We start from the raw sequence: 18357 nt of genomic DNA on the forward strand, positions 1-18357 counted from the left end.
AGAATATGAGCTACCAAGAAAAAAATACAATGCCATCGATTATGGACGCACTAGTTCCTATGGTGGTTGAACAGACTTCCCGTGGTGAACGTTCTTACGATATTTATTCTCGTCTATTAAAAGAACGTATCATTTTCTTAACAGGTCAAGTGGAAGACCACATGGCAAATCTTGTCGTGGCTCAACTGCTTTTCTTGGAATCAGAAAACCCAGACAAAGATATCTATCTTTACATCAACTCACCTGGCGGTAGCGTAACAGCAGGCATGTCTATCTACGACACAATGCAGTTCATCAAGCCAAACGTGAGCACAGTATGTATGGGTCAAGCTTGCTCTATGGGTGCATTCTTACTAGCGGGTGGTACTCCTGGTAAGCGTCACGTGCTTCCAAACTCACGTGTAATGATTCACCAGCCACTTGGCGGCTTCCAAGGCCAAGCGTCTGATATTCAAATTCACGCGCAAGAGATCCTAACGATCAAACAAAAGCTAAACAAACTATTGGCAGAGCACACTGGTCAGCCTCTAGAAGTTGTTGAGCGCGATACAGATCGTGATAACTTCATGTCTGCTGATCAAGCAGTAGAATACGGTTTGGTGGATTCAGTTCTTAATCACCGCGGTCAATAATTGCAGGGCAATTGTTTAACGCAAAGTGATTCAAATTGATATACACTCAAGCATAGAGAGTTAAGGCTAAGAGGTTAGCGAATGACAGATAAAAGCAAAGAGGGTGGTAGCGGTAAACTGCTTTACTGCTCTTTCTGTGGCAAAAGCCAACACGAAGTTCGCAAGTTAATCGCAGGTCCTTCTGTTTACATTTGTGATGAATGTGTCGATCTTTGTAACGACATTATTCGTGAAGAAATTAAAGATGTTCTTCCTAAGAAAGAATCGGAATCGCTGCCAACGCCGCGTGAGATTCGTGAGCATCTTGATGACTATGTAATCGGTCAAGAATACGCGAAGAAAGTGCTAGCAGTTGCAGTTTATAACCACTACAAGCGTTTACGTAATGGTGATACGACAGCTGAAGGCGTAGAGCTAGGTAAGAGTAACATTCTTCTTATCGGTCCTACTGGTAGTGGTAAAACACTACTGGCTGAAACACTGGCTCGTTTCCTAGACGTTCCTTTCACAATGGCAGACGCAACAACACTAACCGAAGCAGGTTACGTGGGCGAAGATGTTGAAAACATCATCCAGAAGTTGCTTCAGAAATGTGATTACGACGTAGCGAAAGCGGAACGCGGCATTGTTTACATCGATGAAATCGACAAGATTTCTCGTAAAGCTGAAAACCCATCAATCACGCGTGACGTGTCTGGTGAAGGTGTACAGCAAGCTCTACTAAAACTGGTTGAAGGTACAGTTGCTTCAGTTCCACCTCAAGGTGGTCGTAAGCATCCACAGCAAGAGTTCTTGCAAGTGGATACGTCTAAGATCCTATTTATCTGTGGTGGTGCGTTTGCAGGCCTAGATAAAGTGATTGAACAGCGTGTAGAAACAGGTTCAGGTATCGGCTTTGGCGCAGAAGTGCGTTCAAAAGATGAAACCAAAACTATCGGTGAATTGTTCACTCAAGTAGAACCTGAAGATCTAGTGAAATATGGTCTGATTCCAGAATTCATTGGTCGTCTACCTGTGACAACAACACTGACAGAGCTTGATGAAGAAGCGCTAATCCAAATCCTATGTGAGCCAAAGAATGCACTGACAAAACAGTACGCAGCATTATTTGAGCTTGAGGATACAGAGTTAGAATTCCGTGAAGACGCCCTACGCGCAATTGCTAAGAAAGCAATGAACCGTAAAACAGGTGCTCGTGGTCTACGCTCTATCTTGGAGGGTGTTCTACTAGAAACTATGTACGAACTGCCATCTTCAACTGATGTAAGCAAGGTTGTGATTGATGAGTCGGTAATTAATGGTGAGTCAGAACCACTGTTGATTTACAGCAACTCAGATAACCAAGCAGCTGTTGCAGAGTAGGTCTTTTTTAGACAAGTCACTCAAATTGAAAAAGGAGGTAAGCAATTACCTCCTTTTTTTTATTCTTCCATTGAATCCAGTCGTTTAAGCCCCATATACTGCTTTATAAGTTAAAGCGGAAGAGAGAAATATATGAACTTGGAACGTTCCGAGCGTATCGAAATCCCCGTGCTACCTCTACGTGATGTAGTGGTTTACCCACACATGGTTATTCCATTGTTTGTCGGTCGTGAAAAATCGATTACATGCCTTGAATCGGCAATGGAAGCTAACAAGCAAGTACTACTTGTAGCGCAGAAAGAAGCGGACACTGATGAGCCTTCAATCGACGACCTATTTAACGTAGGTACAGTCGCTACTATTCTTCAGTTACTAAAGCTCCCTGATGGTACGGTTAAAGTACTTGTTGAAGGTCAGCAGCGTGCAAAAATTCACCAATTCAAAGAAAGTGAATTCTTCTTAGCGGATGCCGAATACGTTGTTACCTCAGAACTTGACGAAAAAGAACAAGAAGTGGTTGTTCGCAGTGCGATCAATCAATTCGAAGGCTTTATTAAGCTAAACAAAAAGATTCCTCCAGAGGTTCTAACGTCTCTGAACGGTATTGATGAGGCAGCTCGCCTTGCTGATACGATTGCTGCGCACATGCCACTTAAACTGGTAGACAAGCAGCACGTTCTAGAAATCTTAGATGTGACTGAACGTCTGGAATTCTTGATGGGCCAAATGGAGTCAGAAATTGACATCCTGCAAGTTGAAAAACGCATCCGTGGCCGCGTTAAGAAGCAGATGGAAAAATCTCAGCGTGAGTACTACCTGAATGAGCAAATGAAAGCGATTCAGAAAGAACTTGGCGAGATGGACGACGCACCTGATGAATTCGAGACTCTGAAGAAGAAGATCGAAGATTCTAAGATGCCTCAAGAAGCTCGTGAGAAAACTGAGCAAGAACTGCAAAAACTGAAAATGATGTCGCCAATGTCTGCTGAAGCAACAGTAGTACGTAGCTACATTGATTGGATGGTTGGCGTTCCTTGGGCTAAGCGTTCAAAAGTGAAAAAGAATTTAGCGAAAGCGGAAGAGATCTTAAACGAAGATCACTACGGCTTAGAGCGTGTTAAAGAACGTATTCTTGAGTACTTGGCAGTACAAAACCGTATCAACAAGCTAAAAGGCCCAATCCTTTGTCTTGTAGGTCCTCCTGGTGTAGGTAAAACCTCGCTAGGTCGTTCGATTGCTGCTGCAACGGGTCGTAAGTACACACGTATGGCACTAGGTGGCGTTCGTGATGAAGCTGAGATTCGTGGTCACCGTCGTACGTACATCGGTTCACTTCCGGGTAAATTAATCCAGAAGATGTCTAAAGTTGGCGTTAAGAACCCACTGTTCCTATTAGATGAAATCGATAAGATGTCTTCTGATATGCGTGGCGACCCATCTTCAGCGCTTCTAGAAGTTCTAGACCCTGAGCAAAACAATGCATTCAACGATCACTATCTAGAAGTCGATTACGATCTGTCTGATGTGATGTTCGTTGCAACGTCTAACTCGATGGACATTCCTGGCCCACTACTGGACCGTATGGAAGTAATTCGTCTGTCTGGTTACACAGAAGATGAAAAGCTGAACATTGCTAAGAGCCACCTATTGGACAAGCAAGTTCAACGCAACGGTCTTAAGCCTCATGAGATTGAGATTGAAGACTCAGCAATCATCGGCATCATTCGTTACTACACACGTGAAGCGGGTGTGCGTAGCCTAGAGCGTGAAATCTCTAAGATCTGTCGTAAAGCAGTGAAGAACATCTTGCTAGACAGCGACCTTAAGTCTGTAACGGTTAACATTGATAACCTGAAAGAGTACTTAGGCGTTCAACGTCATGACTTCGGTAAAGCGGATGAAAGCAACCGTATTGGTCAAGTGACTGGTTTAGCTTGGACTCAAGTTGGTGGTGATCTACTGACTATCGAGACTGAAGCAATGCCGGGTAAAGGTAAGCTAACGCAAACCGGTTCACTTGGCGATGTGATGAAAGAATCGATCCAAGCGGCAATGACCGTGGTTCGTTCTCGTGCAGAAAAACTGGGTATTAACTCGGATTTCTACGAAAAGCGCGATATTCACGTTCACGTACCAGAAGGTGCTACACCGAAAGATGGCCCGAGTGCGGGTATCGCAATGTGTACTGCATTAGTGTCTAGCTTGACGGGTAATCCGGTTAAAGCTGAGGTCGGTATGACAGGTGAAATTACCCTTCGTGGTGAAGTTTTACCTATCGGTGGCTTGAAAGAAAAACTGCTTGCAGCACACCGTGGCGGCATCAAAACTGTACTGATTCCTAAAGACAATGAGCGTGATTTGGAAGAGATTCCAGACAACGTAATCGCTGACTTGAAGGTGATCCCGGTTCAGTGGATTGATGAAGTACTCAAAGTCGCGCTAGAACGAGATCCGTCAGGGGTCGAGTTTGACGTGAAAAAATAGTGATGCATAGCAAAAATAAGTAAAGAATTACGCTGATAGGCCCGAAAAGGCTTGTCAGCGTTTTTTTTGGACGCTAAGTTATTGATCAAAGCGGCAGCCCTTTTGCAATAAGGCTTGCGGCTAAATTAAAACCAAAATGGAACGTACAGTCATCAGAAGTAGTCACAGATGACACATAGGGGAAAAACAGTGAATAAAACACAACTAGTAGAATCAATCGCAGAAAACGCAGACATCTCTAAAGCTTCAGCTGGCCGCGCTCTAGACGCATTCATCGAAGCAGTTGGCACAACGCTACAATCAGGCGACCAAGTTGCACTTGTTGGCTTTGGTACTTTCAGTGTTCGTACTCGTGCTGCTCGTACAGGTCGTAACCCAAAAACTGGTGAAGAGATCCAAATCGCAGAAGCTAAAGTACCAGGCTTCAAAGCGGGTAAAGCACTTAAAGACGCATGTAACTAATTTTCACTGCTGAAACCTCCATTTAAGAGGGGAAGGCAGTAAAATGCGTTTACTGTTTGAAAAATGATGTTTCATTCTTAAACAGTATGTGTAAAAAGCACATTGAACTTATTTAAATTATGCGCATCCTACTGATGCGCATTTCTTTTTCTGATAATATCGCGTGAATAGATTTTTATTTTGAAGCCAATGCTTCATATCCGGAGAGCACTTAAATTATGATGGATCGATTACGCGAAGGCGTGAATAGCATCGCGGTAAAAATTATCCTTGGGTTGATTATCCTGTCATTCGTATTCGCAGGTGTAGGCAGCTACATCACCGGTGGCGGTAACAACGCAGCAGCTAAAGTTGGCAACACAGAAATTGCTCGTGGTGAGTTCGAACAGGCTTACCAAAACGAACGTAACCGTATGCAGTCTCAACTTGGCGATTACTTCGCGCAAATGCTTGCAGACCCTGCTTACGTAGAGTCTTTCCGTAAATCAGTACTGGATCGCATGATCAATGATGTACTGCTTGAGCAGCAAGCTGAGTCTCTAGGCCTACGAATCAGTGATTCTCAAATCCGTACCATGATTCTAGAAATGCCTCAGTTCCAAACGGCGGGTCAATTCGACCAAGAAGTTTACCAAGCAGCACTACGTCGTGCAGGTTTCAGCGCAGAGAGCTTCGCTGAATACATGCGTCGTGACCTAATGCGCAACCAGCTTGTGACTGCACTTCAAGGCAGTGAATTCGTTCTTCAGGGCGAAATCGATACTCAGAGCAAGCTTATCGCACAAACTCGTGATATTCGCACAGTGACACTGTCTGTTGCTGACCTTGCAAAAGGCATCGAGTTAACTGACGAGCAAATCGAACAGTACTACCAAGAGAACCCAGCAGCTTACACTCGTCCAGAGCAAGCTAAGGTATCTTACATTGAACTTTCTGCTGAAGCGCTTAAGTCTCAGCTTGAAGTAAGCGATGAAGAAGCACAGAAATACTACCAAGAGCACCTAGACAAGTACTCAACTGAAGAGCAACGTAAAGTTAGCCACATCCTAGTTCAAGGCGACGACGAAGCGAAAGCTCAGTCAATCCTAGACGAGCTAAATGCAGGTGCTGATTTTGCTACGCTAGCGGAAGAGAAATCTGACGACTTCGGTAGTGCAGATGTTGGTGGTGATTTAGGTTGGATTGAACGCGATGTTATGGACCCAGCATTTGAAGACGCGGCTTTCGCTCTTGAGAATATTGGTGATACGACTGGCCTAGTTAAATCTGATTTCGGCTACCACATCATCAAGCTAGACGAACTAAAAGCGTCTCAAGCTCAGCCTTACACTGAAGTAGCGGCAGAGATTAAGACAGAGCTTCTAGACCAACACGCAGTTGATCAGTTCTACGAGCAACAAACCGAGCTAGAAAAAGTAGCGTTTGAATTCCCAGATTCTCTAGATGATTCTGCAGAAGCTATCAACGCTAAGATCACAACAACAGATTTCATCTCTCAAGTCGACGCTCCAGAAGTTCTGATGACGCCTGCAGTTATGCAAGCTATCTTGAGCCCTGAAGTGAAAGAAGACGGTCTAAACTCGGAAGTTATCGAAGTTGCACCTGAGCACGTAATTGTTGTTCGTGTAGAAGAGACTCGTGACGAGACAGTTCTTCCTCTAGCTGAAGTGAAAGATCAAGTTGTTGCTGCATTGTCTGCTGTACAAGCAGAGCAGCAAGCGGTTGAGCTAGGTGTTTCTCTAGTGAACGAACTTGAGCAAGGCAATGAAGCAGTGCTAGCGGACAACAACCTTGAGTTCACTGAACTTGAAACGATTGACCGTAACTCGCCATTAGCGGCATCTGTATTCGCTCTAGCGAAACCAGAAGCAGGTCAAGCTGTGTTCGGTCAATCTAAAGACCAAGACGGTAACATCGTTGTTGTTGAGCTTTCTAAAGTGACTGCTGAAATCAACCCAGCTTACAGCACTCAAATTGGTGCACAGTTGGAGCGAGTTGGTAACCAGCAAGACCTGACTAACGTACTAAACGTACTTCGTAAAAACGCAGACGTTGAATACTACGTAGTGGGTCAAGGTCAGTAAGCGTTTGATTCCCTCGGTAGCAAGCTCAAGTTAGAGTTGACTACCGAGAATCAACATATGATTGTTAAGCTCCAATTCAGATTTGTGAGCCAACAAACAAGTTAATGAAAATAAGATGTATAACGAAGCGGGTCACTTAGGTGACCCGCTTTATTTTTATCTGGTGATTGTGTTATCTAGCGCGGCAAATGCATAAGTTACGTTTTTTGAACAAAGGAACGATTTATGCGCACGATATATTCAACACTATTTCTTTCATTTCTGATGCTCTTAAGCCCTGCTGTGTTTGCAGACAGCCCAACCAAGGCTGAGCTTTACGATGGCATTGAGATTACGGTCAACATCAATACCGCGACAGCAGAAGAACTTTCAGCACTATTGGTTGGCGTGGGTGACAAGAAAGCCAAAGAGATCGTCGATTACAGAGATCAGAATGGGGCATTTACGACTGCTGATGATTTGGTGAGTGTCAAAGGGATAGGTGAAGCGACGGTTGAAAAGAATCGCGAAAGAATTCAGCTTTGATCCGTTCTTTTATTCATTAGAAATGAAACGACAGCCATGAAGCCTCCAGCCAGTGCTCCTGCTAGGTGGGCTTCAATTGCAACACGAGCGTTAATCAGTTCGCCAGTCGTACTAGAAGGACCAATAAGCTGCTCCCAAGCGATTTTAGCGACTAATCCGAACACTAACAGCCAACTAGACTTCCTGCCGTTTAAAGCCTCTCTGAGCGCGAATAAGCCAAACAACCCATGCAAAGTGCCCGATAGGCCAACATAGATCTGAATACTTGAAAACAACAGAGCGACGCCAGTCACTAAACTGATCACAAGCAAAGCAACAACAAGCTGTTTTTTATTCGGTTGAAACAGGTAGCTGATGATCCACAAGCCTGCTAGATTCATCAGAAGATGCGAGTAGTTGGTATGTGAAAAGTTTCCTGTTAGGATTCGCCACCATTGCCCTTCGGCAATCGCATTGCTATCCCAAACGACCCAAGCTTGTATTGGCTCAAATTGGAATAAGACGCATAAAAGTGAAGTGAAAATTAAAACAGGGTACACATTAAATCCATGTCTCGTTATTGCCCCCAATGCAGCAAGGCTTTGAAAGCTTGTATTTGTCAGTGGGTTACACCACTCGAATCGAATGTTGAGCTTATCATTCTTCAGCACCCATCAGAAGAGCATCGTCCGATGGGAACGGCGCGTATTCTCTCGTTATCTCTAAATAACAGCATGACGTTTGTCGGTGAAGACTTTTCAGACAACGAAAAACTCAACGCATTGTTGTGCGATGAACAGTACCAACATGTGATTTTATACCCAAGCGAAAATTCTGTTTCAGTTGAGTCTGCGAAATGTCCTAACAAGAAGTTGCGTGTGATTTTATTGGATGGCACGTGGAAGAAAGCATTCAAGATGTGGCAAGTATCGAGTAACTTGCATGCGTTGAACACGGTTTACTTACCCAAAGATCTCAAGGGTAATTATCGAATTCGCAAAGCACCCAGTGAAAACAGCCTTTCAACCGTTGAAGCTGGCTATCATTTGCTTAGCTTGTTAGAGAGTGATGGCGACTTTAGTCCTTTGCTAACGGCATTTGACCAAATGATTCAGTTTCAAATCAATCAAATGCCGCCGGGTGTGTTTGAGAAAAACTACTTAGATTAAGCCGATTCACTGGTACGAGTCAGGAATTAAAACTCGGTATGAGCTGAGAACAATTGCTGATGCATTTTCTGGGCCAGATCATCAGTCATCGATGAAATGTAATCGGCTATCACGCGCATCTTTCTTGATTCATCTTGATGTTGCAGCCACTGCTTCTTGATGGGCAGTGGCAGCAAGCGTTCAGGATCAGCGCTGAATGCTTCAAACATATCCATGATGATCTGTTGGCCTTTGTATTCGATGACCTGAACCTGAGGCACTTGAATCACAAACTCGCTGACAAAGTGTTTCAGCTTATCGAGTGTGCCATCCATGCTCGGTTCAAGCACCGCATTGTAAGCCAAAAGCACATTCTCAAAGTTAGCATCCACTCGCTTAATCGAGATACTGGTCAACAGTGCGTTGACTATCCCACCAATCGCATCCTTTCGACGATACTGTTCACCAGAGAAAAGCATCTCTGTAATAGAATCTAGGTGTTCACAAATCCATGGGTCGGCCATCTCTTTCAGTTGAGGGTAAGCCGATTCGACCCACTGAGCTTTGGTCACAGAGCCAAGCACAATCGCATCTTCTAAATCATGCACGCCATACGCGATGTCATCAGCCAACTCCATGATCGAACAATCAAGCGACTTATACTTGGTCTTGTTATGTTCAAGAGGCTCGGTGTGTGTTTTTCTTTTCTGTTTTAGGAGCTGTTGGTCGCTGCTTGAAAGCGGTTCAAGCACCCAGTTAAACAGTTCTTCATCATGATCGTAGATGCCTTTTGCTGGCATCCAATCTTTGGCTCGGAGTTGTCGTTGATGCTTAACGGGCTCAGACTGCAATTTAGCTTGAACCTCACTCAGCAGAGAAGGGTACTTAATTAGACCTAACAAAGTGCGTCGGGATAGGTTCATCCCGTGATGTTCAGTGTAGGGTTCTAGCTGTGTGACTATGCGAAACGTTTGAGCGTTGCCCTCAAAGCCGCCGTGGTCGCGCATCATGTAGTTGAGTGCGACTTCGCCGCCATGTCCATAAGGTGGATGACCGATATCGTGAGCCAAACACAGTGAATCAATCAAACTGTCTGAGGGTAATAGATCTCGAAACTCGGGCTGCTTTTTTTTCAGTTGAGCGACGATACCGGTGCCAAGCTGAGCGGCCTCAAGAGAGTGAGTAAGGCGCGTTCGGTGAAAGTCATTGACCGTGGTGCCATGAATCTGGGTTTTCGCTTGCAAGCGACGGAAAGCAGCAGAGTGAAGCACGCGCGCACGGTCACGCTGATACGGGCTGCGGTGGTCATCACGTCTTATTTTATGTTCATCGTCATTTCGATGCTGCCATTCTTGTTCGAGTACAAAGGGTGGTTCGAGTTGAGAATTCAAAATAGCACCTATCAAATTGATTTTATTTAGCTAATTAAAAACAACTTATACCCAGCTAGCTTATCTCGTCTAGTGATAATTCGAAGCTCGGCGCAAATGTGGTGAGAAAGTAGTCCATTTCTGGGCTTTTGCGTTGTTCGAGTGTCTCTTCCAGTCGGCGCTTGGCTTGCTCGTATTCATGATTGCCCGCACTGAGCTCTTCCAAGCATTTCAGGTACGCACAGATAGTATCTGCCTGCTTGACGATGCTTTGCTCTTCTTTACTCGCAGTACCAGATATTAAGAAGGGGGCGAAGTCGTCTCGGAACTCTTCTGGCAACATCGAAAGCAGTCTTTGTTCTGCTGCGGCTTCTATCTTCTTATACTCTTGTGCAATATCCGGGTTGTAGTATTTAACTGGCGTTGGCAAATCACCTGTCAGTACCTCACTGGTGTCGTGGTACATGCCAAGTAGAGCAATGTGCTCGGGGTTAAGCTGACCATCAAACTTCTTGTTTTTGATGAGCGCTAAAGCGTGTGCCACGAAAGCAACCTGTAGGCTATGTTCTGAAATGTTCTCGCTTGAGACCGAGCGCATCAGGGGCCAGCGCTGGATAAGTTTCATGCGTGCGAGATGGGCAAAGAAATGGCTTTGTTTCATAAGAGTCCTTTCTAAAAAATACTCCACTCGTATTTTGTGTTTGCGCAGGCATACGAGACAGCGGATACAAAAAAGGCTCCTAAACAGGAGCCTTTTAAGCATAGAAGTGAATGAATACAAGTTAAAGTCTTTTAAAACAGCAAATTGTAGCCATCTTTCTTTATGCTTATTAACCTTCGATGAGGTCGTCTTGGTTGTAGGTCTGTAAGAAGCGCTCTAAACGACCAATTGCGATTTCTAGATCTTCGATGTGCGGCAGAGTCACGATGCGGAAGTGGTCCGGTTTTGGCCAGTTGAAGCCAGTACCTTGAACCAATAACACCTTCTCTTGCTTAAGAAAGTCGAGTACAAATTTCTGATCGTCTTTAATGTTGTACATGTTGGTGTCGATCTTAGGGAACAGGTACATTGCGCCTTTCGGTTTGACACAAGAAACGCCAGGAATCTTGTTGATCAGTTCCCATGCACGGTCGCGCTGTTCCAGCAGTCGACCGCCTGGGAGAATCAGCTCATTGATACTCTGATAGCCACCGAGTGCGGTTTGGATAGCGTGTTGCATCGGAACGTTGGCACACAAACGCATTGAGGCCAGCATTTCTAGCCCTTCTACATAGCCTTTCGCTAGGTGTTTAGGGCCTGTTAAGAACATCCAACCACCACGGAAACCACATACACGGTAAGCTTTAGATAGGCCGTTGAACGTGACCATTAGGACGTCTTCAGCAAGCGTTGCTACTGAAGTGTGTACCGCACCGTCGTAAAGTACTTTGTCGTAGATTTCATCGGCGAAGATGATCAAACCGTGCTCACGAGCAATCTCAACCACTTGTAATAGGAAATCACGGCTGTATACCGCGCCTGTTGGGTTGTTCGGGTTGATAAGAACGATGCCGCGCGTCTTTGGTGAGATCTTCGCGCGCATGTCGTCTAAATCTGGATACCAATCAGCATCTTCATCACACATGTAGTGAACCGGTGTACCACCAGAAAGCGCAACAGACGCTGTCCATAGTGGGTAGTCCGGAGCGGGAACTAAGATTTCATCACCATTATCCAGTAGCGCTTGCATAGACATAACGATAAGCTCTGATGCGCCGTTACCAATGTAAACGTCTTCTACATCAAGGTTACGTAGGCCTTTTTTCTGGTAGTGCTGAACAACCGCTTTGCGGGCTGAATAGATGCCTTTTGAGTCGCAGTAACCTTGAGATGTCGGTAGGTTACGGATTACGTCAACAAGGATTTCATCAGGGGCGTCAAAACCAAATGGGGCGGGGTTACCAATATTAAGCTTCAGTATTTTATGCCCTTCTTCTTCCATGCGCTTAGCATGTTTGAGTACAGGCCCCCTGATTTCGTAGCATACGCTGTTGAGTTTTGACGACATCCCGATATTTTGCATTGCCGATTTCCTGAAATTAATTTAAATACTTTATTAAAGTACCGCAAAATGGCGTTTGATAGAATAAAAATCTGATGAATGTCGCATTTCAGTGTCACGTTTAGCCTTTTTGTTGTCACTCTTTTCTAAATTTTAATTAATCGCTTTCTTGGTTATTGGCTAAGATGAATAAAGGGGCGGGATCGCTTAAAATCACAGGAATGTTGAAAAGATATAGTACATTCTTGATCTAAGTGGGTACTGCCCATAAAGTATCAAACTAATATAATAATAATTTAGATGTGAACGAGGTCGATTTGTCACATTTCCAGCAAACTATCTCCGCTTTGATTGAGCGAGTACAAAATGCCCAAGCAAGCGAAGTTCGTTGTGTTGAAGTTCTAACGCAAAAACCATCGTTTGCATTTATAGAATGGCTTCATGCTCAACCGCTCTTTCCTAAGTTCTACTGGCAGTCACGCGACACTCGTGAAGAGGTTGTTGCGCTCGGACAGTTACATACGTTTTCAGATCCTGCACCCGCGTACGCGATTCTTGGTGAAGACCAACGAATCTGGGGTGGACGCTCGTTTGATGGGCATACCGCAAAGAACCGTCGCTGCATGGAGTCGTTTTTCTTCCTTCCTCAGGTTGAATTGATCCGCTTTGACAATACTTGGTCGCTGGCGGTTAACTTGTCCCCTGATCGCGTTTCTTCTATTAATGCTTTGAATAAGCTTTCTGTGGAAGCCGCGATATTGGCGCCTTTGTCTGCCCATATTGAACAGATCAATCACGTTCCAGAAAGAGAGCAGTGGGGCAACCTTGTCGATAAAGTGCTGCAAGGCATTAGCGATGAAGAGTACAAAAAAGTCGTTTTAGCGCGTAAAACCACACTGCAGCTCGATGCGCCTATCTGCGCAGCTCAATTACTTAAAGCCAGCTATCTGCAAAATCACCACAGTTTCCACTTTATGTTGGTGCTAGATTCTAAACACAGTTTCATTGGCTCGACACCAGAGCGCTTATATAGCCGACATGGTACTGAACTCGATACCGAAGCGCTTGCTGGAACCATTGGTCGCGGAGAGAACGCTACTGAGGATATGGAATTGGCTAACTGGCTTTCTCAAGACAGCAAAAACCTCAACGAGAACCAGTATGTGGTCGACGATATCATTGAGCGTCTCACTCCTCATTCTCAAACGGTCCATGTTGAAAAGGATGCGCGTTTAGTGCGCTTGCGCAAGGTGCAGCATTTGAAGCGCAATATCCATGCTCAGCTCAACAATGGCATTAATGGTGTGCAGTTGCTTGCTGCATTACAGCCAACTGCGGCGGTGGCGGGTTTGCCGCGTAAAGAGGCGATGGATTTCATTCTTGAACACGAACCGTTTGCTAGAGGTTGGTATGCAGGGTCTGTAGGCTATATCAGTCATCAGCGAGCGGAATTCTGCGTAGCGATTCGCAGCGCCTTGATTGTAAACGATCAAGTACAACTGTTTGCTGGCGCGGGGATCGTGCCGGGATCGGTTGCCGAACATGAATGGCAAGAGCTGAACAAGAAGATGTCTACTCTGCTCAGTCTCATTTCTGATCACCCTCCATTGGGTGTCGCGTCATGAATCACGACCAAGCCGTATTAAACAGAGTTTGGTGTCACACGTTACTTGAAGAGCTTGCACGCAATGGCGTTGAACATGTTTGTGTTGCGCCGGGCTCTCGCTCAACTCCGTTAACTCTCGAAGCTGAAGCCAACTCCAAGTTAACTTTACACACGCACTTTGATGAGCGTGGTCTTGGATTCTTAGCGTTAGGTTTAGCAAAAGCAAGTGATAAGCCAGTTGCAGTGATTGTGACATCAGGAACCGCTGTTGCGAATTTGCTTCCTGCGACGGCTGAATCCGGGCTGACACGAGAGAAACTGATCTTACTGACCTCTGATAGACCCATCGACTTGGTTGACTGTGGTGCCAATCAAGCGATTCAGCAGCATGGTATCTTTTCTTCCCATGTAGAAAGTGCTTTAAATCTACCAAGCCCAACGACACAGATTTCTTTGAATTGGCTTCTGACATCGGTTGATAGCGCGCTTGCGAAACAACGCAATGTGGGCGGTGCGATTCACATCAATTGTCCGTTCCCAGAGCCGCTCTATTCTAAGAACAGTGCTGACATGTATGCTGACTACACTAACAGTATCGCTGGGTGGAGCTCGTCAACAACCCCGTATTCTAATACCTGTTTACCCAACCATTTGACTGTACAGCCGATATCGCCGGGCGATTACCTAGCGCGTAAAGGTGCGGTGATTATTGGTTCGATTGATAAAGGAGCGGCAACAAAAGCGCAGCAGTTTGCTTCGGCTTTGGGCTGGCCAATTTTCTGTGATCCTCAATCGGGCGTGAGCAGTGATTGGAAGCATTATGATCTGTGGTTACAGAGTGACTCAGTCAAAGAGCAACTCAACCAGTGTGATTTCATCCTTCAGTTTGGTGAGCGCATTGTTTCTAAGCGATTAAACCAATGGGTTAAGTCACAAGCAGCTTGGTTCGATTGCACGCAATATGTTGTGGTTTCAGCTGATGCGCACCGTATAAATCAAGACCATCTGCCTCAAACGCATATTGTTTCCAATATTGAGTCATGGATAACCGATCAACACCTGCCAACGTTGTTGGGCAAACACTCGGGTTGGGCGACGCCTTTAATCGAGGTGGCCAATACCGTTCAGCAACTGGCACTCGCACAAATATCCAATAATGACCAACTGACCGAGTTGAGTGTTGCGGTTGACTTGTCGTCTAGACTTAAAGACAGAGAGTTGTTTGTGGGAAACAGCTTGATGGTAAGGCTGGTGGATATGCTGTCGTCAATATCTGCGAATCGGGTTTACAGCAATCGTGGTGCATCGGGCATTGATGGCTTGGTGGCAACGGCTGCGGGTGTAGTGAAAGCTAACCAAAATCCCTTATTGATGTTGATTGGTGATACTTCTTTGCTTTACGACCTCAACTCACTGGCTCTGCTGACTCATAATTTAACGCCGATGGTTATTGTTGTGACCAATAATGATGGTGGTGCGATCTTTGATTTATTGCCGGTACCAGAACAGCAGAAGCAGTCACTTTATCAAATGCCTCATGGTTTCAGTTTTGAACACGCAGCTGCGCAATTCCAGTTGGGATACGCTGCGCCAGAAACCTTGAATTGCTATCAAACCATTATCGAACAACATTTCGAACAGGGTCAGGGTACCTTGCTCGTAGAAGTTAAGACGCCTCCCGAACAAGCGTCTACTTTGCTGAAACAATTCAGTTCAATGCTCACCGAGGCATTAGCCTAAGGACTTTACATGCTTTACTCCGATTATTACCCAGCTGTACAAGATTCTTCTGACAAACCTTTGCTTGTTTTTTTACATGGTTTACTCGGAAGCGGGGATGATTGGAGTGCATGTCATCCATTCCTCGAGGATTTTCCTCTCCTTTGCATAGATTTACCCGGACACGGACAAAGTCGCTTTATCGATCCGGTAGGGTTTGATCATTGCTGCAAGAAAATTGTCCAGTGCATCACATCCCAACTGGCTCTCAACGATCTTCCTGCCGATTATCCTATCGTAGTGATTGGGTATTCTATGGGCGGAAGGCTCGCAATGTATGGGGTGACAAGCCCTTGCTTTGAGACGCTCAATCTAGAGAAAGTCATCATTGAAGGTGGCAACTTTGGCTTGGAATGTGATGAAGAAAGAGCACAAAGGTTAGTACATGATACGCAGTGGGCTGTTCGCTTTGCACAGCAATCGATTGAAGATGTTTTAGACGATTGGTATCAACAAAGCGTCTTTTCTTCACTAAATCATGAGCAAAGACAAACTTTGGTCATAAAGCGTAGTGGTAACCTTGGAGTATCCGTAGCAAATATGTTGTTATCTACTTCGTTAGCTAAGCAACCGGATTTACGTGCCACATTGAAATCTCATGAGCATTTATTGCATTATGTATGTGGAGAAAAAGATCGTAAATTCATGGAGCTAGCTGAGAATAGTGGCTTTGAATATAGTCAGGTGGATTACGCTGGTCATAATGTTCATTTTGAGCAACCTGAGCTGTTTTCTAACCTGATAATCCAATGTATCGCCAGTCGTCGTTAATCTGACTGAGCGATTCTCTCGTATCAAGCACTATCAAAAGCAGAGCAACACCGTCACGACTACTCGTTAGTCGTGGTCTCTAATAGAACAATGGGAATCACCATGGCTAAAACAGTAGGCATCACAGAAGAAGAACTTTACGCGGCAGTTAACTGGAGCGATGAAAGCAGTCAATACGAAGATATTCAGTACCACAAATCTGACGATGGTATTGCAAAAATCACGATTGCACGTCCTCAAGTCCACAATGCGTTCCGTCCACAAACCGTAAAAGAGATGATCAACGCACTGGCTGACGCTCGTTACGACGAGAAAGTAGGCGTGATCATTTTGACGGGTCTTGGTGAGAAGGCGTTCTGTTCTGGTGGTGACCAAAGTATTCGTGGTGACTACGGCGGCTACCAAGATGATTCAGGTACACACCATCTGAACGTACTTGATTTCCAACGTCAAATTCGTACTTGTCCAAAACCAGTTATCGCAGCGGTATCGGGTTGGGCAGTAGGCGGCGGTCATGTACTTCACATGATGGCAGACCTTACTATTGCCGCTGAAAACGCGCAGTTTGGTCAGACGGGTCCTAAAGTGGGTTCTTTCGATGGCGGTTGGGGTGCTTCTTACATGGCTCGTATCGTTGGTCAAAAGAAAGCGCGTGAAATCTGGTTCTTGTGCCGCTTTTACGATGCACAAGAAGCACTGGACATGGGCCTTGTAAACACCGTTGTTCCTGTCGCTGACCTAGAAAAAGAGACCGTTCGTTGGTGCCGTGAAGTGCTTCAACACAGCCCAATGGCACTGCGTTGCTTGAAAGCGGCTCTGAACGCGGACTGTGATGGTCAAGCTGGTCTGCAAGAGTTGGCTGGTAACGCAACCATGATGTTCTACATGACAGAGGAAGGCCAAGAAGGCCGCAACGCATTCAACGAGAAACGTCGACCGGACTTCGACAAGTTTCCGCGTAATCCATAGTCTTTCTCTTCTTCATAATGAGTCGCTAATAGCGGCTCGTTTTGTTTTGATGTTCCCCGTTTTTTAGGAAACCTTATGAACTCAGTGAATTCTCAGCGTCACGCTAAACTTTACCGTTATCAATTACCTATGGATAGTGGCGTGGTTCTTCGTGACAATAAGTTGAACGAACGCGTTGGCTATATCATCCAACTTGAGTGTGATGGTAAAACTGGTTTTGGCGAAGTTGCGCCTTTGCCCGGTTTTAGCCAAGAAGATGCCGAACAAGCTGGCATTCAGCTTCAACACGAATTAGAGCTTTGGAGCCACAATAAGCCTCAAACGCCTTTCGACGAGCTGTACCGTTCTGTCGCGTTTGGCTTTTCGATGGCGATGATGGAATTGCGAGGCGATCTTAACGCTCAAGGTAACTACCAAGCTGCGCCTTTGTGTACAGGCGATCCAGATGAACTGATCCCTGTATTGAATGAGATGCAAGGCGAGAAGGTCGCGAAAGTGAAAGTCGGCCTCTACGAAGCGATTCGCGATGGCATGCTGGTTAGCTTATTCCTTGAGTCGATCCCTGATTTGACCCTAAGACTTGATGCCAACCGTGCGTGGAAGCCAGAGAAAGCGAAGCAGTTTATTAAATACATTTCGCCGTCACTGCGTCAGCGCATTAGCTTTATTGAAGAGCCTTGCCAAAAGCCAGAAGACAGCTTGGCCTTTGCCATTGACCATGGTGTCGCGATTGCGTGGGACGAGACACTGCAAGAAGCGGTGCGCAGCCCAGAGTTTGATCTTAGCGACCTTACTGGCGTTAAAGCTGTCGTGATCAAGCCAACTCTTATTGGTTCTGTAGAGCGTTGTGTGGCAATCATTGAGCGTGCACAGAAGCTTGGAATGAAACCTGTATTGAGCTCAAGCATTGAGTCGAGCCTAGGTCTGACTCAGATTGCTCGTCTGGCGCAGCAATATTTGCCAAACGAAGTGCCGGGGCTGGATACGATTGGCTTGTTCAAGCAGCAGCTAGAGGTTTCTTGGCCGGGGAGTCAGTTGCCTGTCTCTACGCTTGACCAGCAGCAATTGATTTGGTCTTCTTAGGCCGATCTATTTGAATGGCTATTTAGTTAGCTTAACAAGTTCTTAATCTACTTTTGGTTAT

At 45.4% G+C, this 18357-nt stretch carries 16 protein-coding genes; 12 read left to right on the forward strand and 4 right to left on the reverse strand.

Annotated features, from left to right (window positions below; translation table 11 throughout):
- Positions 1–5 precede the first annotated feature (5 nt).
- The 6 genes from clpP to MSG36_RS20785 all read left to right on the forward strand — a co-directional run bounded on the left by clpP (position 6) and on the right by MSG36_RS20785 (position 7549).
- The gene (clpP, locus tag MSG36_RS20760) at positions 6–632 is read left to right on the forward strand and encodes an ATP-dependent Clp endopeptidase proteolytic subunit ClpP (protein WP_004736080.1); all 627 of its coding nucleotides are present in this window, start codon (positions 6–8) and stop codon (positions 630–632) included.
- Positions 633–713: 81 nt separating this feature from the next.
- A complete protein-coding gene (gene clpX / locus MSG36_RS20765; protein WP_009847283.1) occupies positions 714–1994 on the forward strand; it encodes an ATP-dependent protease ATP-binding subunit ClpX in 1281 nt (426 codons plus the stop codon).
- 132 nt (positions 1995–2126) lie between these two features.
- A complete protein-coding gene (gene lon / locus MSG36_RS20770; protein WP_019824784.1) occupies positions 2127–4478 on the forward strand; it encodes an endopeptidase La in 2352 nt (783 codons plus the stop codon).
- A gap of 168 nt (positions 4479–4646) precedes the next feature.
- A complete protein-coding gene (locus tag MSG36_RS20775) occupies positions 4647–4940 on the forward strand; it encodes an HU family DNA-binding protein (protein WP_012604504.1) in 294 nt (97 codons plus the stop codon).
- 218 nt (positions 4941–5158) lie between these two features.
- Entirely contained in the window at positions 5159–7024 is a 1866-nt protein-coding gene (gene ppiD / locus MSG36_RS20780; RefSeq protein WP_048607903.1) for a peptidylprolyl isomerase, read from the forward strand.
- 225 nt (positions 7025–7249) lie between these two features.
- Positions 7250–7549, forward strand: coding sequence for a helix-hairpin-helix domain-containing protein (locus tag MSG36_RS20785; protein ID WP_048616037.1), 300 nt, complete (start codon positions 7250–7252; stop codon positions 7547–7549).
- Here MSG36_RS20785 and rrtA read toward each other — a convergent pair.
- Positions 7540–8088, reverse strand: coding sequence for a rhombosortase (rrtA, locus tag MSG36_RS20790; RefSeq protein ID WP_248369572.1), 549 nt, complete (start codon positions 8086–8088; stop codon positions 7540–7542). The genes MSG36_RS20785 and rrtA overlap by 10 nt on opposite strands.
- Positions 8089–8097: 9 nt before the next feature.
- Here rrtA and MSG36_RS20795 point away from each other — a divergent pair, with 9 nt between their 5' ends.
- On the forward strand, positions 8098–8697 hold the full coding sequence (locus tag MSG36_RS20795) for a tRNA-uridine aminocarboxypropyltransferase (protein ID WP_248369574.1): 600 nt from the start codon (positions 8098–8100) through the stop codon (positions 8695–8697).
- A gap of 26 nt (positions 8698–8723) precedes the next feature.
- On the opposite strand, the gene MSG36_RS20800 is transcribed toward MSG36_RS20795, so the two are convergent.
- The 3 genes from MSG36_RS20800 to MSG36_RS20810 form a co-directional block, all read right to left on the reverse strand.
- Positions 8724–10067, reverse strand: coding sequence for an anti-phage deoxyguanosine triphosphatase (locus tag MSG36_RS20800; protein WP_048616031.1), 1344 nt, complete (start codon positions 10065–10067; stop codon positions 8724–8726).
- Between the two features lie 55 nt (positions 10068–10122).
- Positions 10123–10707, reverse strand: coding sequence for a 5'-deoxynucleotidase (gene yfbR / locus MSG36_RS20805; RefSeq protein ID WP_017060613.1), 585 nt, complete (start codon positions 10705–10707; stop codon positions 10123–10125).
- A 169-nt stretch (positions 10708–10876) separates the two neighbouring features.
- A complete protein-coding gene (locus tag MSG36_RS20810) occupies positions 10877–12109 on the reverse strand; it encodes a pyridoxal phosphate-dependent aminotransferase (protein ID WP_050621089.1) in 1233 nt (410 codons plus the stop codon).
- Between the two features lie 296 nt (positions 12110–12405).
- Between MSG36_RS20810 and MSG36_RS20815 the strand changes: the two genes are divergently transcribed.
- From MSG36_RS20815 to menC, 5 genes are all read left to right on the forward strand, one after another.
- Complete coding sequence (locus MSG36_RS20815) at positions 12406–13713, forward strand: isochorismate synthase MenF (protein WP_061039306.1); 1308 nt, start codon at positions 12406–12408, stop codon at positions 13711–13713.
- On the forward strand, positions 13710–15434 hold the full coding sequence (gene menD / locus MSG36_RS20820; RefSeq protein WP_086970557.1) for a 2-succinyl-5-enolpyruvyl-6-hydroxy-3-cyclohexene-1-carboxylic-acid synthase: 1725 nt from the start codon (positions 13710–13712) through the stop codon (positions 15432–15434). Before MSG36_RS20815 ends, menD begins: the two co-directional genes overlap by 4 nt.
- Before the next feature lie 9 nt (positions 15435–15443).
- Positions 15444–16244 (forward strand): 2-succinyl-6-hydroxy-2,4-cyclohexadiene-1-carboxylate synthase, encoded by an 801-nt coding sequence (gene menH / locus MSG36_RS20825; protein WP_048661466.1) that lies wholly within the window; start codon positions 15444–15446, stop codon positions 16242–16244.
- A 102-nt stretch (positions 16245–16346) separates the two neighbouring features.
- Entirely contained in the window at positions 16347–17213 is an 867-nt protein-coding gene (menB, locus tag MSG36_RS20830; RefSeq protein WP_017060170.1) for a 1,4-dihydroxy-2-naphthoyl-CoA synthase, read from the forward strand.
- Between the two features lie 75 nt (positions 17214–17288).
- On the forward strand, positions 17289–18296 hold the full coding sequence (gene menC, locus MSG36_RS20835; RefSeq protein ID WP_086970555.1) for an o-succinylbenzoate synthase: 1008 nt from the start codon (positions 17289–17291) through the stop codon (positions 18294–18296).
- Positions 18297–18357 lie beyond the last annotated feature (61 nt).

This window comes from Vibrio sp. 1CM8B (assembly GCF_023161685.1).
GTDB classification, from domain to species: domain Bacteria; phylum Pseudomonadota; class Gammaproteobacteria; order Enterobacterales; family Vibrionaceae; genus Vibrio; species Vibrio coralliirubri.